This is a genomic window from Ensifer sp. ENS02 (genome assembly GCF_014851885.1).
Taxonomy (GTDB): domain Bacteria; phylum Pseudomonadota; class Alphaproteobacteria; order Rhizobiales; family Rhizobiaceae; genus Ensifer; species Ensifer adhaerens.
Window position 1 is genome coordinate 1 of sequence record NZ_JACVAO010000015.1, and the last position, 21,641, is coordinate 21,641.

Below are 21,641 nucleotides of genomic sequence, written 5' to 3' on the forward strand. Positions count from 1 at the left end.
GAGATAGTTGTTGGCGCAGAAGTTGAGCACCCGCTCGCCCGAGGCGACTTCGATCTCACCCGCCTGCTTCGAGGTGATCACACGCTCCGACTTGTACAACCCGGCCGTCTTCAGGCCCTCGAGTTCTAAACGGAGATGGGTGAGGAAGGCTGAAGTCATGGCGCTCTCGCTTCAAGAAAACATCGCGTGCCTGACGAGTATCATGACGGCTTTTGACTTGCAGCAAAATCCGGCGCTCGGCCGCATCCAGCGTAAAAACGACAGGCCATTTCAAGGCGCGATGGCGGGCCGGACATATTATGTCGCGAAGCGCTTCGCCACAGACATTTTCCGACGACGGAGACGCGGGGCCTACCGCCATCACCCGTCGAGATACCCGTCGATGACCGCCAGAAATGCCTCGCCGTAGCGTTCGCGCTTGCTTTCGCCGATGCCGGGAATGTCGAGCAGTTCGTCGAAGTCGCGCGGACGTTCCTTGGCAAGCGCAATCAAGGTCGCATCGGGGAAGACGACATAGGGCGGGACGTTCAGATCCTTGGCGATCGAGAAGCGCTCGGCGCGCAGCAGTTCGAAAAGTTCGAGATCGGACCCGGCCAGATCGGCCCGTTCGCGCTGCGATCCCGACTTGGCGCCGCGCGCCGCCTTGCCCGAGGTCGGGCGGTCCTTGCGGAAAAACACCTGGCGCTCGCGCTTGAACACCGCACGCGCCTCCGCCTCGAGCTTCATCGCGCCGAAGGCCGCGTGGTCGACGCTGATCAGGCCCGCCGCCAGCAATTGCCGGAAGACCGATTGCCAGGTGCGAGCCGGCAGGTCCTTGCCGGCGCCGAAGACGGGAATGTCGACATGGCCGAAGCGCTCGGTCTTCTCGTTGACCGTGCCCATGAGCACATCGACCACATGGCCGGTGCCGAAGCGCTCGCCGGTGCGATAGATCGCGGCCAGCGCCTTGATCGCCGCTTCCGTCCCGTCCCAGGTCTCGACCGGCTTCAGGCAGGTGTCGCAATAGCCGCAACGGCCGGGATGGGCCTCGCCGAAATGCGCAAGGATCGCCTGGCGGCGGCAGCCCGCCGTCTCGCAGATCGCCAAGAGCGCGTTGAGCTTGCCGCGCTCGATGCGCTTGATGTCATCCGCCGCTCCACCCTCGTCGATCATCCGGCGGCGCTGCAGCACATCGGCCATGCCATAGGCCATCCAGACCTCAGAGGGCTGCCCGTCACGACCGGCGCGGCCGGTCTCCTGGTAATAGGCCTCCACCGATCCCGGCAGGTCGAGATGCGCGACATAACGCACGTCGGGCTTGTCGATGCCCATGCCGAAAGCGACGGTCGCAACGAGGCAAAGGCTCTCTTCTTTCAGGAAGGCGTCCTGATGCCTGTCGCGGAGCGTGCGGTCCATGCCGGCATGATAGGGCAGCGCCCGGATGCCTTGTGCGTTCAGCCATTCGGCCGTGTCCTCAACCTTAGCGCGCGACAGGCAATAGACGATGCCGGACGCCCCTTTGAAGCGGGAGAGAAAGCGCAGCAATTGCTGGCGCGGCTGGTCGCGCTCGACGATCTCATAGGCGATGTTCGGCCGGTCGAAGCTGGTGGTAAACACCTCGGCATTGCTGAGCGCCAGCCGCTCGACGATGTCGTCGCGGGTGTGCGGATCGGCGGTGGCAGTGAGCGCGATGCGCGGCACGCCGGGATAGCGCTCGGCTAGCAATCCGAGCGCGCGGTACTCGGGGCGGAAATCATGGCCCCATTGCGAAACGCAGTGCGCCTCGTCGATGGCAAAAAGCGCGATTCGGGCATTGCCTATGAGATCGGCGAAGCCGTCGGTGACGGTCCGCTCCGGCGTCACATAGAGAAGGTCGAGCGTGCCGTCGTGGATCTGGCGCCTGACCGCAGTCGCCTCTTCGCGCGTCAGCGACGAATTCAGCGCAGCCGCATTGACGCCAAGCTGTTTCAGCGCCTCCACCTGATCGCGCATCAGCGCGATCAGCGGCGAGACGACGACACCCAATCCGGGCCGGCAGAGCGCCGGGATCTGGAAGCAGAGCGACTTGCCGGCGCCGGTCGGAAAGAGAACGACGGCATCGCCGCCAGCGGTCACATGCTCGACCACTGCCTGCTGCTTGCCGCGAAAGGCAGAATAGCCATAGACGCGTTTCAGCACGTCGAGCGGTGCCTGGCCGGCTTCGTCGAAGAGCTTGCTGGCAGCGCTTCTTGAGGGCGTCGCCCTTTCGACGAACTCCATCACATCTCCTTCGGGAATCAGCTTAGGCCATCATGGCCAGATGCGCAGGCAATGCCATAGCCCTTGCCGCAACTGAAGAGACAAGGGCTGTTTTTCCCCGCAGGCCCTGCTGCGCTTCACCGGGGATTGCCCCGACAGCTTGACCTTGATAACGCATCGGTACTTTAGTGGCGCGCAGAAATCGGGACGTGATTATGGCAAATATTCTAGCGGCGAGCGGCGGCGTCAAGCAGATCATCTGCATCAACTGGGGTACGAAGTACGGCGCACCGTTCATCAACCGGCTCTACGCCATGGTGGCGCGCAACATCACCCCGCCCTTCACCTTCACCTGCTTTACCGACAATCGCGACGGCCTGCGTCCGGAAATCCTCTGTGAGGATTTGCCGCCGCTGGATTTCACGGATATGCCGGTCAACACACCGGGCATCTGGCAGAAGTCACGGCTTTGGGGGCCGAAGCTTGGCTCCCTCAAAGGCCCGGTGCTGTTTCTCGATCTCGACATCGTCGTCGTCGGCTCACTGGACGCCTTCTTCGAAGAAGGTGAACCGGACGACATCATTCTCGCCCGCAATCAGACGACCCCCTTCGAGCGCCTCGGCCAGACCTCGGTTTTCCGCTTTCCGGTCGGCAAACTTGTGCCGCTGCAGCAGAAGTTCGGCGCCAACCCGCAGGCAATCGCCGACGAGTACCGGTTCGAACAGCGTTTCGTCACGCGCAATGCGCCCGGCGGCGTTAAGCTTTTCTCAAGACGCTGGGTCCTGCATTTTCGGCAGGACTGTCATTGGACCTTCCCGCTCAACTACTTCTTCGCGCCGCGCCTCTCAGCGGATGCGCGCGTTGTGCTTTTCCCGCGCAGCCTGCTACCGCAGCACGCGATTGATGGGCAATACGGCTATCGCGGCCGCGTGGACACACCATTCGGTCATATTCGCCGCTTGTTTAACGGCGACCGCCGTGAGAAAAACCCGATCCGCTATCTGCGCTACTACATCCGCCCATCGCCGTGGGTTGCCGAGCATTGGCGCGAGTAGTCAACGTTCGGTCAAGATTGGATCGGTCTTGGGCGGGCAACCTAGCTTTTCGCTTTAGCGCGCCGCCGGCCCCTTCACGCGGCCTGAAAGCACGCCGAAGCCCTCGATGATCGCTTCCTGGTTTTCAAGCCGCGTCACTTCGTGCTGCACTTCCTGAAGCGTGCGCAAAAGCTGTGGCACGGCTTCGAGGTCGCCCTCCTCGGTCGCATGGGCCAGTTCGCGTTCGAGCTCGCGCACCTGCCAGTGCAATGCCTTCGAGCGCTGGTGCAGTGCCAGCGCCTGCAGATATCCTTCGCGGGCGTCCTCGGGCGCGGCCGCCGTTGTCGCGGTCCAGAGCCGCGCATAGCGGATCTGCTGGTCGATCGCGGTAATCAGCGCACCAAAACCCTCCGCCTGCAATTGTTCGAGCAGATCCTCGCGGTTCAACCGCGGCCCCTGCGCAGCCGCAGCGTTCAGCACCGCCGCCCAGCAGCGCTGCAGCTCGCGGTGGTCGAACTCGATCGTCGAGATCTCGTCATATTCGTCGAACAGCAATTGCGGGTGGTTGACGATGGTGAGTGCCAGAACGCTCTCTCTCAGAAGCGGCGCCACCTGCTGTCCGCTGACCAGTGTCGAGCGCGCCAGCCGGTCGGAGATTGCCGTCGGCCCGCTCGCATTCGGCCCCCGTGGCTGACCGGCACCGCGTGCTCCGCCGCCACCGCCCTGCCGGCCGCCGCGTTCAAACGGGCGCCGCTCGCCCCGCCCTGCCCCTGAGGATTGCAGGAAAGCGTGAAGCCGGTCGCGCATGTCCTGGCCATAGTGCCGGCGCACGCTTTCGTCGGCGATCACGGATGTCACCTGCTTCAGTCGCGCTTCGAGCTCGGCGCGCTTTTCCGGCGTGTCGAAAGCACCGCCCTGGACCTCGCGCTGCCAGACCATCTCGGCGAGCGAACGGGCATTGGCGAGCACCTTGTCGAAGGGCCCACGGCCCTCCTGACGCACGAGGTCGTCGGGATCCTTGCCGTCCGGAAGCATGGCGAAGCGGACCGAACGGCCGGGTTTCAGATGCGGCAGCGCCAGGTCGACGCCGCGGTTTGCGGCACGAATGCCTGCCCCATCGCCGTCGAAGCAGAGCACCGGCTGCGACGTCATCTTCCACAAGAGATCGAGCTGGTTTTCGGTGAGCGCCGTGCCGAGCGGCGCAACGGCGTTTTCGACGCCCGCCTGATGCAGCGCGATCACGTCCATGTAGCCTTCGACGGCGATGATCGTTCCGGCCGCATCGTCTTGCCCGACGTCACGTGCGGCTCCTTGCGAAGCACGGCGCGCGCGGGCGAAATTGTAGAGCACGTTGCCCTTGTGGAAGAGCTCGGTCTCGTTCGAGTTCAGATACTTGGCCGGCGCGTCCGGTGACATGGCGCGGCCGCCAAATGCTATGACCTTCTCGCGCGACGACAGGATCGGGAACATGATGCGGTCGCGGAACCGGTCGTAGGAAACCGGCACGTCCGGCCCGTGCACCACGAGGCCGCAGGCCTCGATCTGTTCCTTGCCGACACCCTTGCCGGCGAGATGTTCCTTGAGCGCATTGCGGCTGTCGGGCGCGTAGCCCAAACGAAAGGTCTCGATCGTGCGCCCCGTCAGCCCGCGCTCGCGCAGATAGGCGCGCGCCTTGGCGCCGTTGGCCGTCTGGAGTTGGTCCTCGAAGTACGCGGTCGCCAGCTCCATCACGTCGAGCAGGCTTGTGCGTTCCTTCTCCCGGCGCTCTGCCTGCGGATCCGGTTGCGGCATGGCAACGCCCGCCATGTCAGCAATCTGCTGCACGGCTTCGGGAAAGCTCAGGCCTTCGAGATCGGTCAGAAAGCGGAAGTGGTCACCCGAGACACCGCAGCCGAAGCAATGGTAGCGGCCCTTGCGGTCCTCGCAGTGAAAGCTCGGCGACTTCTCGCCGTGAAAGGGGCAGCAGGCCCAATAGTCGCCGCGCGAGACGTTGGTCTTGCGCCGGTCCCAGCTAACGCGCTTGGCAATCACGTCCGAAATCGGAACGCGATCGCGTATCTCGTCAAGAAAGGACTGTGAAAAGCGCATGGATACCTCTGGTCGATCCTCCATATAGGCGGCATGGCCTGCGGGCGCTACAACAGTGATCCTGCTTGCACGCTATTCACAGGAGCGAAACGGGAATCGCACGCCGGACGCCCAATCAAAAGTTGTGTATGAATATTTTCTGAAGACCAAAAGTAGCACTTGACACCCCTTTGACGAAAAGGATCAATTCGCCGTCTCGAATTGGATCACTTGCCATGGCCATTTCCGTCAAAGTGCTCGCCTCCAGTCCGGCTTTCTTCGGCGCGGTGCTGAGCTATGCGCGCGGCACGGTGGAGATGTATGCGGCAAACCCGCGGCTCGCCTCGATCTTTGCCTCGCAGCAGCGCTGGCTGATGGCCCAATCCGGGCTTGCACTTTATCACGACCGCGATCCGGATGATCCCTCGAGCGGTCTCTACAGCGGCCGTTTCATCAACTATGCCGTCATGCATGGGATCGCCAGCCGCAACACCGCGGCATCCTTCGTGCAGGAAATGGTTACCTACCGCTTCGCCCGCTACATCACGGTGCAGCCCGACAAGCGCAGCCGGCCGCTGGAGCCTACCGAGGCAGCACTCGACTATGTCTGGAGATGGATGCAGTCCCATCTGGCCATCCTCGACGCCTTCGATGGCCAGTCGCGGCTGGCACGCCTAAGCGAAGAGCAGGACCAGTTCGGCCGGCTGCAGGCCGCCGTCGCCCACGCACTTGTCGGCAACGACACGGTCCGTCGTCCAGGCCCGACCTTCGATCTCTTTACCTGGGTCAATTCCGGGGGCGTGGTGATGGACGATCTCTTTTCCCGCATCGGCGCCTTCGACCCCGAGGCGGAGCGCCTCGCCATCGGGCCGGTTTCGCCAAGCGATCTCAGCGAACGCTTCATCATCTCCAAGACCCACCTCAAGCGGATCTTCGACAAGGCAGCCCTTTTGGGCAATATGGGGTGGGAGCGGTCGCCCGGACGCGGCGCGGTCTGGCTGTCCAAAGCCTTCATCCGTGAATACTGGGATTACCAGGCGGAGAAGTTCGCGCTCATCGATCGCGCATTCGAAGCGACGTTTCCGGCGAAAGCCGAGGTGGCGACGCCCGTCTTATCGCAACGGGCGGCGGCACTGACTTGAGCGGAGCTACTTGAGCAGTTCCTTCACCAGGCCGGAGGCCTTGGCGAAGTCCATCTGGCCGGGGTAGCGCTCCTTGAGCACGTTCATGCACTTGCCCATATCACGCAGGCCATGTGCGCCGGTTTCGGCGATGACCGAGGCGCAGAGTTCCTTCACCTTTGCCTCCGGAAGCTGGGCCGGCAGGAACTGGTTGATGATGACGATTTCCTCACGCTCCTGCGCGGCAAGCTCCGGCCGGCCGGCGTCGTCGTAGATACGAGCCGATTCTTCGCGCTGCTTGATCATCTTGGCGAGGATCTGCAGGATGTCGTCATCGCTGACCGGGTCCTTGCCGAGGCCCCGATTGGCAATGTCCCGATCCTTGATCGCCGCCTGGATCAGCCGCACGGTCGAGGTACGCCGTGCGTCCTTGGCTTTGAGGGCTTCCTTCAGTGCGTTAGCGAACAGGTCGCGCATGTCCATACTCCATGTCAAAACCGGCCCGCGGTGCTCTGCCCGGAACCGGTTCGAAACCATCATTGTTGTCGTCGTCTTAAACCAGTGTGACAGGCGCAATCAAACGGAATACGCAACCGCTTGAATTATAAGGAATTTTATTTCCCGACAATTCACAGCGGCCGGTTGACCCGGCTAAGCGCTTTGGGTATTTTCCCGCACCTGCACAACATCGGCATGAGAGCACTTTTCCGCGGGGTTTCCGCGCGTCCATGCCTGAGCAAAGAAATGGCGATCGACTGCCGGGCTTTCAAGCCCCCGCTTCGCGCCGCAACGGGATAGGAACGATGACCGCGACACCCGCATGGACCACTGAAAAACCAACCGCACTGCTCGTTCTGGCCGACGGCACCGTGATCGAGGGCAAGGGCATCGGCGCGACCGGCAAAGTGCAGGCGGAGGTCTGCTTCAACACGGCGCTGACGGGCTACCAGGAAATTCTGACGGACCCCTCCTATCTCGGCCAGATCGTCACCTTCACCTTCCCGCACATCGGCAACATCGGCGCCAATGACGAAGACATCGAAGACCTGACGCCGGCAGCACGCCACGGCGCGGTCGGCGTCATCTTCAAGGCCGACATCACCGAGCCGTCCAACTACCGCGCCGCCAAGCACCTCGACGCCTGGCTGAAGGCCCGCGGCATCATCGGCCTTTGCGGCATCGACACCCGCGCGCTTACTGCCTGGATCCGCGAAAACGGCATGCCGAACGCCGTCATCGCCCACGACCCCTCGGGCGTCTTCGATATCGAGACGCTGAAGAAGGAAGCCAAGGCCTGGAGCGGCCTCGAAGGCCTCGACCTTGCCAAGGTCGCGACCTCCGGCCAGTCGTCGCGCTGGGACGAGCAGCCCTGGGTCTGGAACGAAGGTTATTCGACGCTCGGCGAAACCGATGCCGCCTACCATATCGTCGCGCTCGACTACGGCGTGAAGCGCAACATCCTGCGCCTCTTTGCCGGCCTCAACGCCCGCGTCACGGTCATGCCGGCCACGACCAGCGCCGACGAAGTGCTGGCGCAGAAGCCGGACGGCATCTTCCTGTCGAACGGCCCCGGCGACCCGGCAGCAACCGGAAAATACGCCGTGCCGGTCATCCAGGACCTGCTCAAGACCGACATCCCGGTCTTCGGCATCTGCCTCGGACACCAGATGCTGGCGCTGGCACTCGGCGGCAAGACCGAAAAGATGCACCAGGGCCACCACGGCGCCAACCATCCGGTCAAGGACCACACCACCGGCAAGGTCGAGATCGTCTCGATGAACCACGGCTTTGCGGTGGATTCGAAGTCGTTGCCGCAGGGTGTTGATGAGACTCACATTTCGCTCTTCGACGGCACCAATTGCGGCCTGCGCGTCGCCGGCAAGCCGGTGTTCTCGGTCCAGCACCACCCGGAAGCCTCCCCCGGCCCGCAGGACAGCCACTATCTCTTCCGCCGCTTCATGAACCTCGTGCGCGAGAAGAAGGGCGAACCGGCCCTCGCGGAGCGCTAAGCGACCGATCGAGACAAGCTTCGAAGGCCCGCTCCGAGCGGGCCTTTTCTTTTCGAGCATGCGCCTTCGCTACCGCCCAGCCTCACTCTCCTGGCACATGCGTGACGATGAAGTCGACGACGGCGCGAACCGACGGCAGTTGCCCGCGCCGATGCGGCATCAACAGCGTCGTCGTCACGCTGCCTGCCTCCCAATCGGCAAGCACACGCACAAGACTTCCAGCCTCGATTGCAGCCCGACAGATCTTTCTCGGTAGCGCGGTGATGCCAAGACCGGAGACGGCGGCCTCGAGCAACACGTTGGATTCGTCTGCGAGGAACCGCGGCATGGGGCGCACCCTGACGACCACGCCCGCGTCGTTGCGCATCGTCCATCCCTCCGAGGTCAGGGAGGCCAGCAGCCCGTCGTGGCGCGAAAGGTCGCTCGGTTCGCGCGGGTGCCCGCGATTTTCCAGGTAGGCGGGCGCTGCCACGAGCAGGATGGCATCGTTTGCCACCCACCGCTGCACCATGCCGGAATCGGGCAACGGTGCGAAGTGATCGCGCACCGCGATGTCGAAGCCCTCCTGCACCACATCGACGAAACGGTCCGTCGCATGCAGCATCACCCGCATCTTGGGATAGGCCTGCGCCAGCGGCGGCAGCAGCCCCGCCAGCATCATCTGAGCCGTCGGCACAGAGGCGGTGATCCTCACCGTTCCGCTCGGTTCGGCAAGGCGCCCCTTGACGATGGCTTCGGCCGCCTCCGCCTCTATCAACATCGCCGAGGCATGCCGGTAGAAATCCTCGCCTATCTCCGTCACGGTGAAGCGACGCGAAGTTCGGTTGATCAGCCGGACGCCAAGCGTCTTTTCCAGCTCGGCCACGCGCTTGCTCAGCGTCGATTTCGGCACGTTCAGCGCCCGCGCCGCCGGCGCGAACCCCTTGTGATCGACCACATGGGCAAAGACGATGAAGTCGTTGAGATTGCGCATCGCGGGCCTCCAATGTCTACAAACGTGGACGATACATCCACGTTTGCCCATCTTACACAATATCGTCCACGAAGTTATCTCTTCCTCATCGAAGCCTGATATCGAAGGAAAAGACAATGGGTATCTATCAAGACAAGAAAGCCGTCGTCATCGGCGGCACGCATGGCATGGGTCTGGCGACGGTCGAGCGGCTCGTCGACGGCGGCGCCGAGGTGCTTCTGACCGGAAACAACGAAGAGAACCTCGCCCGGATCCAGCAGCGCTTCGGCGACCGCGTTCATGCGGTAAAGTCAGATATCGCCGATCTCGGCGAGATCGCTGTACTCGGGGCGACGGTCGGGCAGAAACTGGGTTCGATCGATCTCCTGCACGTCAACGCCGGCACATCGCTGCTCGAGCCATTCGACCAGGTGACGGAGGCCTCCTACGATCGCCAGTTCACCATCAACACCAAGGGTGCCTTTTTCACCGTCCAGCGGCTGGCGCCTCTGATCCGCGACGGCGGCTCGATCGTCTTTACCTCGTCGGTTGCTGATGTCGGCGGCCATCCGGGAATGGCGGTCTATAGCGGCAGCAAGGCGGCGCTGATCTCGTTTGCCTCCGTCTTTGCCGCCGAGCTTCTGCCGCGCGGCATAAGGGTCAACTCGGTCAGCCCCGGCTTCATCGATACGCCGACCAAGGGCGTGGCGGGCGTCACCGACGCCGAACGTGCCGAGTTCAAGGCGCTCGGCGATGCGATCACCCCGATGGGCCGCAACGGCACGGCGGACGAAGTCGCCCGCGCCGTGCTGTTCCTCGCCTTCGATGCCACCTTCACCACCGGCGCACGCCTCACCGTCGACGGTGGCCTCGGCCAGCAATTGTCGCCGGCGGCCTGAAGCGGGCCAGAGCGGGGAACCAGGAGCGGAGAATCACGATGTCCAAATCCATCGCCATCATCGGCCTCGGCGCCATGGGCACGGCACTTGCCAAAACCCTCATCGACGCGGGCAACACCGCCACCGTCTGGAACCGTACGTCCGCGCGGGCCGACGCGCTGGTTGCCCGCGGCGCTCGCCGGGCAGCAACGGTCACCGAAGCCATTGCGGCCAGCGATATCCTCATCCTATGCCTCACCGACTACGCCGCTGTCGAAACGACGCTGGCAGATGTCGGCCCCATGCTCGCAGGCAAGACCGTCATCAACCTCACCAACGGTCGCCCGGATGAAGTCCGGGCGGTCGCGGCCCGCCTTGAAGCGTACGGCGCACGCTATCTCGACGGAGGAATCATGGCGACGCCGCCGATGATCGGCACACCGGATGCCTTCATTCTCTGTAGTGGCAGCGCCGATGCTTTCGAAAAAACCAGGGAGCAATTGGCCGCCTTCGGCCAGAGCCACTATCTCGGCGAGGATCCTGTTCTCGCCGCGGTCAGCGACCTCGCCTTGCTGTCGGCGATGTACGGTCTCTTCGGCGGCTATCTGCACGCAACGGCGCTCGCCGGCAGCGTCGGCTTCACCGCGAAGCAGTTCCTGCCGCTGGTCGAGCCCTGGCTTGCCGCGATGATGACGGCGCTGCCTGATTATGCCGAACGGATCGACAGCGGCGACCACGGCCGCGACGTGATGTCGAACCTCTCAATGCAGTCGGTGGCGATCACCAACATCGTTGCCGCAAGCCGCAGCCTGGGCATCGATCCGGCCTTCATGGAGCCGATCGAAAGGCTGGCAAAAAAGCGCCTCGCCGCCGGCTTTGGCAGCGACGAGGCCTCCGGCCTCATCGAGGCGATGCGGGGCAAATAGAGGGCGGCCCCAGCGGTCCGGATGCAAGCGCACGCCGATGATGCTCGCCAGCGCGCCGCAAGCAAACAACAAGCAGATGGCCCGCGGTCGAAACGCCGCGGGCCATCTGCTTGTTGTTGACCCTCGGCCACCCTTCGCGCATCCTCACCGCAACTGGAGGTGACGATGATTACAGGTCCACAGTGCCGCGCCGCCCGGGCGCTGATCGAAATTTCGCGCGAAATGCTTTCGAGCTTTTCCGGCATCGACGAGGAGACGATCCTCAAGTTCGAGCGCAAGCTGGAGAAACCCGGCGACGCCGTGATCCTCTCGTTGAAGCATGCGCTCGAAAATGCCGGCGCGGTGTTTCTGCCGGAGGGCGAACGCGGCATCGGCGTACGGCTGAAGTTCACCCGCTCCGAGGCCCGCCGCCTCTCGATCCTCGAAAGCGAGGGTGGCATCGTTGGCGACGACGAGGTTCCCGGCGCCTGAGAATGAGCCCTGATTTCAAGGCCTTAGCTGGCTGACTTGAATCAGGATGACCAACGGTTGAATCGCTTTACGAACGAAAAACCCGCCGTTGCCGGCGGGTTCTTTTTTTGAAAGACGGTCGCCCGCGCTTACTTGCAGGCGGCGCAGAAGCGCTGGATGCGGCGGCAGGCTTCCTCGAGCTGGGCTTCCGAGGTCGCATAGGAGATGCGGAAGTTCGGGCCGAGGCCGAAGGCCGAACCGTGGACGACGGCGACGCCTTCGGATTCCAGCAGTTCCGACACGAAGTCTTCGTCCGTCTCGATGACCTTGCCCGACGGCGCGGTCTTGCCGATCAAGCCGGCGCAGGACGGATAGACGTAGAAGGCGCCTTCGGGCGTCGGGCACGAAATGCCCTTGGCCTGGTTCAGCATCGACACGACGAGATCGCGGCGGCCTTCGAAGATCTTCTTGTTTTCGGGAATGAAGTCCTGCGTGCCGTTCAGCGCCTCGACGGCCGCCCACTGGGCGATCGAGGTGGCGCCCGAGGTCTGCTGGCCCTGGATCATGTCCATGGCCTTGATCAGCTGCAGCGGGCCGGCGGCGTAGCCGATGCGCCAGCCGGTCATGGCATAGGCCTTGGAGACGCCGTTCATCGTCAGCGTGCGGTCATAGAGACCGGGCTCGACCTCGACCGGGGTCGCGAACTTGAAGTCGCCATAGGTCAGGTGCTCGTACATGTCGTCGGTGAGGATCCAGACATGCGGGTGCTTCATCAGCACATCGGTCAGCGCCTTCAGCTCGGCATGGCTGTAGGCGGCACCCGACGGGTTGGACGGCGAGTTGAAGATGAACCACTTGGTCTTCGGCGTGATCGCCTTGTCCAGATCTTCGGCCTTGAGCTTGAAGTTGTTCTCCTGCTTGGTCGAAACCGTCACCGGCGTGCCGCCGCACAGCGCCACCATCTCCGGGTAGGAAACCCAGTAGGGCGCCGGGATCACGACTTCATCGCCGGCGTTCAGGGTCGCCATGAAGGCGTTGAAAAGAATCTGCTTTCCGCCGGTGCCGACGATCGTCTGGGCGGCGGTGTAGTCGAGGTTGTTCTCGCGCTTGAACTTCTTGGCGATCGCTTCGCGCAGTTCCGGGATGCCGGAGACCGGCGTGTACTTCGTCTCGCCGCGATTGATCGCGTCGATGGCGGCCTTCTTGATATTGTCGGGCGTGTCGAAGTCCGGCTCACCGGCGCCAAGGCCGATGACATCGCGGCCTTTCGCTTTCAGCTCACGGGCTTTCTGCGAAACGGCGATGGTGGCGGAAGGCTTTACACGGGAAAGGGCATCGGCAAGGAAGGCCATGGGTGAAGGTCCTGATCGTTTCGAGACGAGGTGATCGCTACGGAACGAAAAGGCAGGCTCCATAGCGGTTAGGTCTATGTCGAAAGACGCCCGGTCTTGCAAGCGCCGGATAGGCAAAAACGCCGGAAACGCGGGCAAAAAGCGTCACCATGACAAAGTTTCATGAATGCGATCAGCATCGTCGATCGGAGGTCGCGACACCGAGCGATGCATCACCGTCCGTCGAGCGCCGACAAAACGGATTGTGGCACCCGTTCGAACGGCCACGAAACGTAACGGCCAGAAACGGTTGGTGATCGCGATTTATTCAAAAAAATCAGCGCAATCCCGCAATTTTTCAAATGCCATAATTTAGCCACCACAACTGTCGCGGAACGCCGCAATTCCGTCCAGCAACAGCCGGTTTCCGGGCTTTTCCTTCGATGATCCGAACACATTCGCATTACGGGGGTTATGCAATGTTTCTCGACGACGAAATCGCTTCCATGAAGACACGGCAGAGCGAAGCGCGCTGGGGCATGTACCTGGCGCTCGCAGCCCTTGCCGCCTGCATCCTGATGTTCATCGGCCTGATGACCCAGGCGACCGCGCAAACTGCTGATGCCAAGCCGCGGCAGCTGGCGGGCTACGTTCGCCCCAACGACATCGGCACCGGCGCCCTGCTCTTTCCGTCGAAGGAGCCGGGCTATTTCGTCGAGGCGCCGCGCCTTGCGACCGACGTTCAGATCGACGTCAACGGCCCGATCATGCGCACCCGCGTCACCCAGCGCTTCGAGAACCCGAGCAAGGGCTGGGTTGAGGGCACCTATGTCTTTCCCCTGCCCGAGGATTCGGCCGTCGACACGCTGAAGATGCAGATCGGCGACCGCTTCATCGAGGGTGAGATCAAGGCGCGTGAGGCGGCCAGGGAGATTTACGAGCAGGCAAAGGCCGAGGGCAAGAAGGCAGCGCTTCTCGAACAGCAGCGCCCGAACATCTTCACCAACCAGGTCGCCAATATCGGTCCCGGCGAAACGGTCGTCGTGCAGATCGAGTACCAGAGCGCGGTCCGCCAATCGAACGGCCTCTATTCGCTGCGTTTCCCCATGGTCGTGGCGCCGCGCTACAACCCGCAGCCGATCGTTCAGACCGTCGATCTCGACAGCCGCACCGGCTATGCCGTCAGCGACCCGGTCCCCGACCGCGAGAAGATCGAAGCGCCGGTCCTCGACCCCAAAGAGAACGCCAGGATCAACCCCGTCACACTGACGGTGAACCTCAAGGCCGGCTTCCCGCTCGGCGAAGTGAAATCAGGCTACCACGACGTCGATATCGCCAATCTTGACGATCTCAGCCGCCGCGTGACGCTGAAGGGCGACAGCGTGCCTGCCGATCGCGACTTCGAGCTCACCTGGAAGGCGATCGAGGGCAAGAGCCCCTATGCCGGCCTGTTCCGCGAAACGGTCGGCGGCAAGACCTATCTGCTTTCCTTCGTCACCCCGCCGGCAGCAGCAAACGAGGCCGGCGCCAAGCCGGTCAAGCGGGAGATCGTCTTCGTCATCGACAATTCCGGTTCGATGGCCGGCCCGTCGATGGAGCAAGCCAAGGAGAGCCTGGCGCTCGCGATTTCGAGGCTGAAGCCCGAGGACCGTTTCAACGTCATCCGCTTCGACGACACCATGTCGGTACACTTCCCCGAGCTGGTCGAAGCGACACCGGATAAGCGGGAGGACGCAATCGCCTATGTGCGCGGCCTGACGGCCGATGGCGGCACCGAGATGCTGCCAGCGCTGGAAGCGGCCCTCCGCACGCAAGGACCGGTCCAGCCCGGCGCGCTTCGCCAGGTGGTCTTCCTGACCGACGGCGCGATCGGCAACGAGACGCAGCTTTTCGAGGAGATCCAGAAGAACCGCGGCGAGGCTCGCGTCTTCACCGTCGGCATCGGCTCTGCTCCGAACAGCCACTTCATGACCAAGGCGGCCGAATATGGCCGCGGCACCTTCACGCTGATCGGCTCGGAGAGCGAGGTCGCCGCGCGCATGGGCGAGCTTTTCACCAAGCTCGAGAGCCCCGCAATGACCGATATCGCCGCGAGCTTCGAGGGCGCCTCGGCGAGCGACATCACCCCCAACCCGATGCCCGATCTTTATCGCGGCGAGCCTGTGGTGCTGACGGCCGAACTCGACGGCACCGCACCCGAAGGCAAGCTGCAGATCCTCGGCAAGGCCGGCGACCAACCCTGGCGGGTGGAGATGGACATCGCCAAGGCCTCGACCGGCAAAGGCATCGCCAAGCTCTGGGCGCGCCGCAAGATCGACGACCTCGAGGCGAGCGCGTCGACGATCGCCGACCCGGCGACCCTCGACAAGCGGATCGAGACGGTGGCACTTGCCCACCATCTGGTCTCCCGCGTGACCAGCCTCGTTGCCGTCGACGCGACGCCGTCGCGGCCCGCCAGCGAGAACCTGAGCGAAACGAAGCTGCCGCTCAATCTCCCCGCCGGCTGGGACTTCGGAAAGGTCTTCGGCGAATCCCCTGTCGAGACTGTCCCCGGCAGAGTCGACGAACGTGACGCCGCGCTCGAAAGCCGAACCAAGCTTGCGATGGTCACGGCCGACCGCATGCTGGCCGCACCGACGGCGCGGGCGGCAGGTCTGCTCGCGGAAGCCAACAACCAGGTCGCCCTGCCGCAGACGGCAACGGAGGCCGACAAGCAGATCCTGATCGGCCTGATGCTGCTCGTCTTCGCGCTGCTTGCCGGCACGACCTTTGTCTACTGGCGGGCGCCGATCGCCGCCGTCGTGCTTGCCGGAGTGCGCCGCCGTGGCCGCTGACAAGGATCAGTCCGAGCCACGGCCGGGCTTTCTCGCCCGCCTCTCGGCGGTCGAAACGATCGTGCTCGCGATCATCTCGCTCATTGCCCTTGCCGGTCTGCTTCTGATCGGCAAGGGCTTCTACATGAAGGCCAAGGCCGAGGTCTCGCAGCTGCTTCTGAAGCGTACCTTCGAGGCGCAACTGCACGGCAACCCGGATGGCAAGCCCTGGCCCTGGGCCGATTTTCAGACAGCCGCGGAAATCTCGGCGCCTCGGATCAACCGCTCGGTGATCGTGCTCCAAGGCGCAAGCGGCGAAGCGCTGGCCTTCGGGCCCGCCTGGTTGACGACGACGCCACTGCCCGGCGACGAAGGTACCTCGGTCATCGCCGCCCATCGCGACACGCATTTTCGCTGGCTGAAGGACGTCAACCCCGGCGACCTTCTGGTGCTGACCCGCAAGGACGGCCGCCGCTTCCTGTTTAGGGCCGGCGAAAGCCGGGTTGCCCGCTGGGACGAAAGCGGCATCAACGCGTCCGCCAGCGGCCACCATCTGGCGCTCGCCACCTGCTGGCCCTTCGACGCGATCGAGCAGGGACCGATGCGCTACATCGTCGATGCAGAACTCATCGGCGAACAGCGTCCGGTACCGCTGACGACGGGCTCGATCTCGAAATAAACCGCTTTTGATCGGATGTGACTTGAACCGCTCCGTCGATCGCCCCAGCTTGCCTGCTGAACGAGTCGGTGTGGGAGAAACGGAATGCGGCATACGGGCGCTGGAACATCGGGACGGGCGGGCAAACGGTCGCGTGCGGTCGGAATCCTGGCCGTGTCCGTTGCGCTGGCAACGTTTGCTCCTCCGAGCGCCGGGGCACAGGATGCCCGCGAGTTTCCGAGCGAGCACGGTACCGTGCGTGTCGAGACGCTCGCGACCGGGCTTGAACACCCCTGGTCCGTCGAGGCACTCCCCGATGGCGGCCTGATCGTCAGCGAGCGGCCGGGTCGGCTGCGGATCCTGCGCGACGGCAAGCTCTCGAAACCGCTGACGGGCGTGCCCGAGGTCGCCGAGCGTGGCCAGGGCGGCCTGCTCGACATCGCGCTCGATCCCCGTTTTGCAGAAACCCGGACGCTCTACTTGACGATGGCCGCCAACGGCAAAGGCGGTTACGGCACCGTCGTCCTACGGGCAAAGCTCGCCGCCGACGGAACCGGGCTTACCGACGTCAAGGAGCTCTTCCGGATGAGCAAGTTTACCGGCAAGGGCCAGCATTTCGGCTCACGCATCGCAATCGCTCCCGATGGCAGCCTTTTCTTCGGCATCGGCGATCGCGGCGAAGGCGACCGGGCGCAGGACCCGCGCGATCATGCCGGCGCCATCCTGCATATCAATGCCGACGGAAGCGTTCCCGGATCGAACCCTTATCGCGGCGGCACCGGCGGCCTGCCGGAGATCTGGTCGAAGGGCCACCGCAATCCTCAAGGGATCGCCTTCGATCCGAAGGACGGCACGCTTCTGACGGTCGAGCACGGCGCGCGCGGCGGCGACGAGATCAACAATCCGAAGCCCGGCCACAATTACGGCTGGCCCGTCATTACCTACGGCAAGGACTATTCCGGCGCCGAGATCGGCGAAGGCACGGCGAAAGAAGGCCTCGATCAGCCGCTCTTCTATTGGGATCCCTCGATCGCGCCTGGCGCGCTTGCCGTCTATCGCGGCGAGATGTTTCCCGAATGGGATGGCGATCTTCTGGTGGCGGCGCTGAAGTACCAGTTGCTCGCCCGGCTCGAACGCGACGACAGCGGCGCGATCGGCTCCGAGGAGCGGCTGTTCGACGGCGAATTCGGCCGCATCCGGGACGTCGTCGTGGCACCCGACGGCGCCTTGCTGATGGTGACGGACGAGGAAGACGGCGCCGTGCTCAGGGTCTCCCGGGCGGCGACGCAATAGCCGGCGCGCCGCACGTTCACGATAGCCGATCGCGAACCTCGCGCCGGAACATGAATTTCAGCCCGGACCAGACGGCATCGACCGCGCAAACCTTCACGTCGACAAGGCCGAGCGGCAGGAAGATTTCGCGCAAAACGTCCTCGGTCAGTGTCGTCGGCCGCTTCGACGCCTTCTTCGGCCAGGAGACCCACAGCATGCCGTCCGGCTTCAATCTCGCAGCCAGCTTCGGCGCGAGCTCTTCCAAAACCGATCGCTCCGTTTCGAACACATGCGCATAGTCAATGTCGCGCGCGGCCACGGTGCCGATCTCGGTCTCGCTGGCCCGAAAGCCGGAAAAACCGCTGATCGCATCGAGCCCGGCTGGAACCCCGAGAAGCAGGGCCCGCTGCCCGTCTTTCAGCCCCAGCTTGCGCCCGAGCGGCGTGCCTGAATAGCCGGCATCGCTCATGGTCGCCGATCTCCGATGGGTGATAGGAGCTGAGCCCCCTCCTCGGCGCCCTCTCCCGGCACCGTGTCTCCGGCCGTTTCCATCGACAACAACTCCGCCCAACCGTGGCGACGATGAGCCTTGCCCGGCGAAAACGCAACTGCTAGACGCGCCTGTCCGAGGAGAGAACGACATGTCGCGCATTCAGGCCAATCTGCTGCTTTTGATTTCAGGCGCCATCTGGGGCGCCGGCTTCGTTGCACAGTCGACGGCGATGGATGCGATCAGCCCGCTGTGGTTCATCGCGCTTCGTTTTGCGATCGCGACACTGGTCGCCATGCCCTTGGCCATCATCGAAACGAAACGCGCGGCCGAACCGATCAAGCTGACGACCGTGCGCAATTTCATCTTCATCGGCCTGGCGCTCTTTGCCGGCGCCGTGACGCAGCAATTCGGCCTGCTCGACACCAGCGTCACCAATTCCGGCTTCCTCACCGGTCTCTACGTCGTCTTCGTCCCGGCCTTGACGGTGATCTTCTTGCGCCGCAAGCCGCATTGGGTGATCTGGCCGGGGGCGTTGATGGCGCTGTTCGGCATTTTCCTCTTGAGCGGCGGCACGCTGTCGACGCTGACGGGTGGCGACTACCTGACCGTGGTCTGCGCCCTGTTCTGGGCGGTACAACTGCTGCTCATCGGCCTGTTTGCCCCAAGCAGCGGCCGGCCGATGCTGCTGTCGATGACGCAGTTCGCCGTCTGCGCCGTGCTCGGCTTCGCCCTCGCCGTCACGACCGAGCCCCTGAGCTTCGCTGCCATAGAGGGCGCGCTCTTCGAGATCCTCTATGCCGGCATCTTTTCGAGCGGCCTTGCCTTCATTCTTCAGGTCGTCGGGCAGCGCTACACCACGGCGCCGCAGGCTGCGATCTTCCTGTCGAGCGAAGCACTCTTTGCCGCCCTCTTCGGCGTTCTCCTGCTTGGCGAAGTCATCACCCCGATCGGTTATGCCGGCTGCGCCATCATCTTTGCCGCCATGCTGACGGTGGAGATCGTGCCTGAACTGACGAAGGGCCGCCGCGCCGCAGCACCTGCCTGAGGGCTCCTCAAGAAACTATAGGCACGCCACCGCCAAGACGCTGGACTGAGGCTTTACTTGCTGTTGTTCAGGCAATAGGCCCGTTGCTTCGCAACGAAGGCGTAGCTTTGCCCTGCGTTTTCGACCCGGCCCGAGAGCTCTAGATTTTCTGCAAGAAATCTACGTAAGAAACCGCCGACGTGAGAAGCCTCAAACATATCAGGGAGTTGCCGACGGCACGCATCCCAAGCGATTGGCCTGCTTTACGCGCCGCGCACGAGAAATCGGCGAAAACCACTCAATTTTGCAGCAATTGTTTTCAAAAAGCTGTGATTTCAACAGCTTGCGATATATTTTGCGCAGCGCCCCACAAAGCCGCAAATGACCGATTTTTGAGCAATGACAAGACGCAATACCAATCCCGAAAAGTTTTGCTTGCCAATTCAAAATAAACCCATCAATCTTACTTTCGTTCGGGCAATCTGCGAACATGGGAAGATCTTGAAATAAAAGCGGGCCGGAGACGCAAAAACTCCGGGCGGCCAGACCGATGGGAAGCAGAGATGCGGCCCTTCCAATGGCTGGCTGCGGTAACCAGGACCCTTTCCTCAAACGTCGAGAACTGCCTGCCAACGCCCATCCGGGCACATTGCAATGCTACCCGTCCGTCAAACGGGTGGAGAGAAAAGGACCTGACGCATGGCCGAAACTGGCACTGTAAAATTCTTCAACACCGACAAGGGCTTTGGTTTCATCAAGCCTGACAACGGTGGTGCAGATATCTTCGTACACATTTCCGCGGTCCAGGCTTCCGGCCTGACCGGTCTGACGGAAAACCAGAAGGTAAGCTTCGACACCGAACCGGATCGCCGCGGCAAAGGCCCGAAGGCGGTCAACCTGCAGATCGCCGGCTAACGCCGTTATCTGCTGACAGATTCCAGTTGAAGCCCGGCATTCTTGCCGGGTTTTTTTGTTCAGGCTCGGTTCAGTTTGGCCGCGTTAACCTTCCTCCATCATGAAGGCCGGGTTGATCCGGTCCATGCGAAGGATTGAAGCCAAATGAACAAGTTCATCAAAGCCGCCGTTCTCTCGATCGCCGCAGCCGCTATGGTCATCCCGACCTTTGGCGCCGCCGAGGCAGGCGGCAGGCATCACCACAATAATGACGATGCATGGGCAGCTGGTGCAGCAGGTCTCGTTGCCGGCGCTCTGATCGGCGGCGCGATCGCTTCGCAGCCGCGTTACAACGGCGGCTACAACGAGCGCGTCTACATCGATCCGGAACCGGAATACGACTATTACGAGCCGCGTCCGGCCTACCGCCCTCGCCCGGTCTACCAGGCACGCCCTGTCGTCGTCGACAGCTATGGTGGCGGTTACCGCTCGCTCGAGCCCTGGACCCCGTCCTGGTACCGTTACTGCGCGCAGCGTTACCGCTCGTTCAACCCGGATAGCGGCACCTTCCGCGGCTACGACGGCCGCAGCTACTTCTGCACCGCCGGCTAATCAGGTTCGGCGTAAGAATCGAAAAGCCCATGTCTTGATAGAGACATGGGCTTTTTTCGTGAGCGTGTGTGGTGGCTCAGAGCCCGCGCAGATAAGGATTGGTGCGGCGCTCCTCGCCGATCTGACCACCCGGGCCATGTCCGCAGATGAAGCCGACGCTATCGCCGAGCGGCAGGATCTTGTCGCGGATCGAATCGAGCAATTGCTGGTGATTGCCGCCGGGCAGGTCCGTGCGGCCGATCGAGCCGTGGAAGAGCACGTCGCCGACATGGGCGAAGTTCTGCGCCCGGTTGAAATAGACGACGTGTCCCGGCGCATGGCCCGGGCAATGCAGGACTTCGAAGACATGGTCGCCGAAGGAGACCGTGTCGCCTTCTTCGAGCCAGCGATCGGGAATGACGTTCTGAACCTTCATCGCCAGACCGAAGCGCTCCGCCTGGCTTTCGAGCCTTTCGAGCAGCGGCAGGTCGTCCTTGTGCGGACCGATGATTTCGAGCCCGAGGGCGTCCTTCAGTTCCTTGGCGCCGCCGGCATGGTCGATATGGCCGTGGGTGATCCAGATCGCCTTCAGCGTGATGCCGTTTTCGCGGATGGTCTGCAGGATGAGATCGACGTCGCCGCCGGGATCGACGATCACGCCTTCCTTGGTCTCGCTGTCGAACAGCACGGTGCAGTTCTGCTCGAAATGGGTAACCGGGATGATGCCCGCCTGTAACATGCGCGTGTGCCTCTCTAGAGCATGTCGCGCAAAAATTTGGGAGCGGTATTGCGATAACGACATGCGACAAATCCAGAACCTAAAGCGTAGGAAGCGAATCTGGAAGATCGCAACGCGCTCTAGGATCTCGTCATCTTCCTATAGCGGCAATTGGCGGCGGTGACAGCGCCAA

20 protein-coding genes and 1 pseudogene are annotated in these 21,641 nt (G+C 63.1%); 12 read left to right on the forward strand and 9 right to left on the reverse strand.

Annotated elements, in window-relative coordinates; genetic code table 11:
• Together IB262_RS27095 and recQ are read right to left on the reverse strand one after the other, a co-directional pair.
• Positions 1–159 (reverse strand): annotated as a pseudogene (locus tag IB262_RS27095) (glycine C-acetyltransferase); the annotation flags it as partial.
• A gap of 201 nt (positions 160–360) precedes the next feature.
• Complete coding sequence (recQ, locus tag IB262_RS27100) at positions 361–2,238, reverse strand: DNA helicase RecQ (RefSeq protein WP_112975072.1); 1,878 nt, start codon at positions 2,236–2,238, stop codon at positions 361–363.
• Positions 2,239–2,429: 191 nt separating this feature from the next.
• Between recQ and IB262_RS27105 the strand changes: the two genes are divergently transcribed.
• Complete coding sequence (locus IB262_RS27105; RefSeq protein ID WP_112975127.1) at positions 2,430–3,272, forward strand: glycosyl transferase; 843 nt, start codon at positions 2,430–2,432, stop codon at positions 3,270–3,272.
• A 54-nt stretch (positions 3,273–3,326) separates the two neighbouring features.
• On the opposite strand, the gene dnaG is transcribed toward IB262_RS27105, so the two are convergent.
• Positions 3,327–5,339, reverse strand: coding sequence for a DNA primase (gene dnaG / locus IB262_RS27110; protein ID WP_060518677.1), 2,013 nt, complete (start codon positions 5,337–5,339; stop codon positions 3,327–3,329).
• A 215-nt stretch (positions 5,340–5,554) separates the two neighbouring features.
• Between dnaG and IB262_RS27115 the strand changes: the two genes are divergently transcribed.
• A complete protein-coding gene (locus tag IB262_RS27115; RefSeq protein WP_246802727.1) occupies positions 5,555–6,460 on the forward strand; it encodes a hypothetical protein in 906 nt (301 codons plus the stop codon).
• Positions 6,461–6,466: 6 nt separating this feature from the next.
• On the opposite strand, the gene IB262_RS27120 is transcribed toward IB262_RS27115, so the two are convergent.
• Positions 6,467–6,916: a GatB/YqeY domain-containing protein gene (locus IB262_RS27120; RefSeq protein WP_034789028.1), complete on the reverse strand. Its 450-nt coding sequence runs from the start codon at positions 6,914–6,916 to the stop codon at positions 6,467–6,469.
• A gap of 326 nt (positions 6,917–7,242) precedes the next feature.
• Between IB262_RS27120 and carA the strand changes: the two genes are divergently transcribed.
• The gene (gene carA, locus IB262_RS27125; protein WP_034788670.1) at positions 7,243–8,448 is read left to right on the forward strand and encodes a glutamine-hydrolyzing carbamoyl-phosphate synthase small subunit; all 1,206 of its coding nucleotides are present in this window, start codon (positions 7,243–7,245) and stop codon (positions 8,446–8,448) included.
• A gap of 82 nt (positions 8,449–8,530) precedes the next feature.
• Here carA and IB262_RS27130 read toward each other — a convergent pair whose 3' ends face one another.
• Positions 8,531–9,421 carry a LysR substrate-binding domain-containing protein gene (locus IB262_RS27130; protein WP_112975073.1) on the reverse strand — a complete coding sequence of 297 codons (891 nt, stop codon included), beginning with the start codon at positions 9,419–9,421 and terminating at the stop codon, positions 8,531–8,533.
• Positions 9,422–9,537: 116 nt separating this feature from the next.
• On the opposite strand from IB262_RS27130, the gene IB262_RS27135 reads away from it, so the two are divergent.
• The 3 genes from IB262_RS27135 to IB262_RS27145 all read left to right on the forward strand — a co-directional run bounded on the left by IB262_RS27135 (position 9,538) and on the right by IB262_RS27145 (position 11,675).
• The gene (locus tag IB262_RS27135) at positions 9,538–10,299 is read left to right on the forward strand and encodes an SDR family oxidoreductase (protein WP_060518683.1); all 762 of its coding nucleotides are present in this window, start codon (positions 9,538–9,540) and stop codon (positions 10,297–10,299) included.
• A 38-nt stretch (positions 10,300–10,337) separates the two neighbouring features.
• On the forward strand, positions 10,338–11,204 hold the full coding sequence (locus tag IB262_RS27140; protein WP_060528891.1) for an NAD(P)-binding domain-containing protein: 867 nt from the start codon (positions 10,338–10,340) through the stop codon (positions 11,202–11,204).
• 165 nt (positions 11,205–11,369) lie between these two features.
• The gene (locus IB262_RS27145) at positions 11,370–11,675 is read left to right on the forward strand and encodes a hypothetical protein (RefSeq protein ID WP_034788680.1); all 306 of its coding nucleotides are present in this window, start codon (positions 11,370–11,372) and stop codon (positions 11,673–11,675) included.
• Between the two features lie 128 nt (positions 11,676–11,803).
• Here the strand turns inward: IB262_RS27145 and IB262_RS27150 are convergent, their stop codons facing one another.
• On the reverse strand, positions 11,804–13,006 hold the full coding sequence (locus IB262_RS27150; protein WP_034788681.1) for a pyridoxal phosphate-dependent aminotransferase: 1,203 nt from the start codon (positions 13,004–13,006) through the stop codon (positions 11,804–11,806).
• Positions 13,007–13,491: 485 nt separating this feature from the next.
• Here IB262_RS27150 and IB262_RS27155 point away from each other — a divergent pair, with 485 nt between their 5' ends.
• From IB262_RS27155 to IB262_RS27165, 3 genes are all read left to right on the forward strand, one after another.
• Positions 13,492–15,819 carry a marine proteobacterial sortase target protein gene (locus tag IB262_RS27155; protein WP_246802730.1) on the forward strand — a complete coding sequence of 776 codons (2,328 nt, stop codon included), beginning with the start codon at positions 13,492–13,494 and terminating at the stop codon, positions 15,817–15,819.
• Positions 15,791–16,477 (forward strand): class GN sortase, encoded by a 687-nt coding sequence (locus tag IB262_RS27160; protein WP_246802728.1) that lies wholly within the window; start codon positions 15,791–15,793, stop codon positions 16,475–16,477. The genes IB262_RS27155 and IB262_RS27160 overlap by 29 nt, the downstream gene beginning before the upstream one ends.
• An 84-nt stretch (positions 16,478–16,561) precedes the next feature.
• Positions 16,562–17,749 (forward strand): PQQ-dependent sugar dehydrogenase, encoded by a 1,188-nt coding sequence (locus tag IB262_RS27165; protein ID WP_112975076.1) that lies wholly within the window; start codon positions 16,562–16,564, stop codon positions 17,747–17,749.
• A 16-nt stretch (positions 17,750–17,765) separates the two neighbouring features.
• Here IB262_RS27165 and IB262_RS27170 read toward each other — a convergent pair whose 3' ends face one another.
• Entirely contained in the window at positions 17,766–18,197 is a 432-nt protein-coding gene (locus tag IB262_RS27170; RefSeq protein ID WP_090298502.1) for a hypothetical protein, read from the reverse strand.
• Between the two features lie 172 nt (positions 18,198–18,369).
• Between IB262_RS27170 and IB262_RS27175 the strand changes: the two genes are divergently transcribed.
• A complete protein-coding gene (locus tag IB262_RS27175; RefSeq protein ID WP_112975077.1) occupies positions 18,370–19,266 on the forward strand; it encodes a DMT family transporter in 897 nt (298 codons plus the stop codon).
• A gap of 198 nt (positions 19,267–19,464) precedes the next feature.
• Here IB262_RS27175 and IB262_RS27180 read toward each other — a convergent pair whose 3' ends face one another.
• On the reverse strand, positions 19,465–19,737 hold the full coding sequence (locus IB262_RS27180) for a hypothetical protein (RefSeq protein ID WP_127889314.1): 273 nt from the start codon (positions 19,735–19,737) through the stop codon (positions 19,465–19,467).
• A gap of 207 nt (positions 19,738–19,944) precedes the next feature.
• Between IB262_RS27180 and IB262_RS27185 the strand changes: the two genes are divergently transcribed.
• The gene (locus IB262_RS27185) at positions 19,945–20,160 is read left to right on the forward strand and encodes a cold-shock protein (RefSeq protein ID WP_034788690.1); all 216 of its coding nucleotides are present in this window, start codon (positions 19,945–19,947) and stop codon (positions 20,158–20,160) included.
• 144 nt (positions 20,161–20,304) lie between these two features.
• The gene (locus tag IB262_RS27190) at positions 20,305–20,751 is read left to right on the forward strand and encodes a BA14K family protein (protein ID WP_034788692.1); all 447 of its coding nucleotides are present in this window, start codon (positions 20,305–20,307) and stop codon (positions 20,749–20,751) included.
• A 76-nt stretch (positions 20,752–20,827) separates the two neighbouring features.
• Here the strand turns inward: IB262_RS27190 and IB262_RS27195 are convergent, their stop codons facing one another.
• On the reverse strand, positions 20,828–21,469 hold the full coding sequence (locus IB262_RS27195) for an MBL fold metallo-hydrolase (RefSeq protein WP_060581775.1): 642 nt from the start codon (positions 21,467–21,469) through the stop codon (positions 20,828–20,830).
• Positions 21,470–21,641 lie beyond the last annotated feature (172 nt).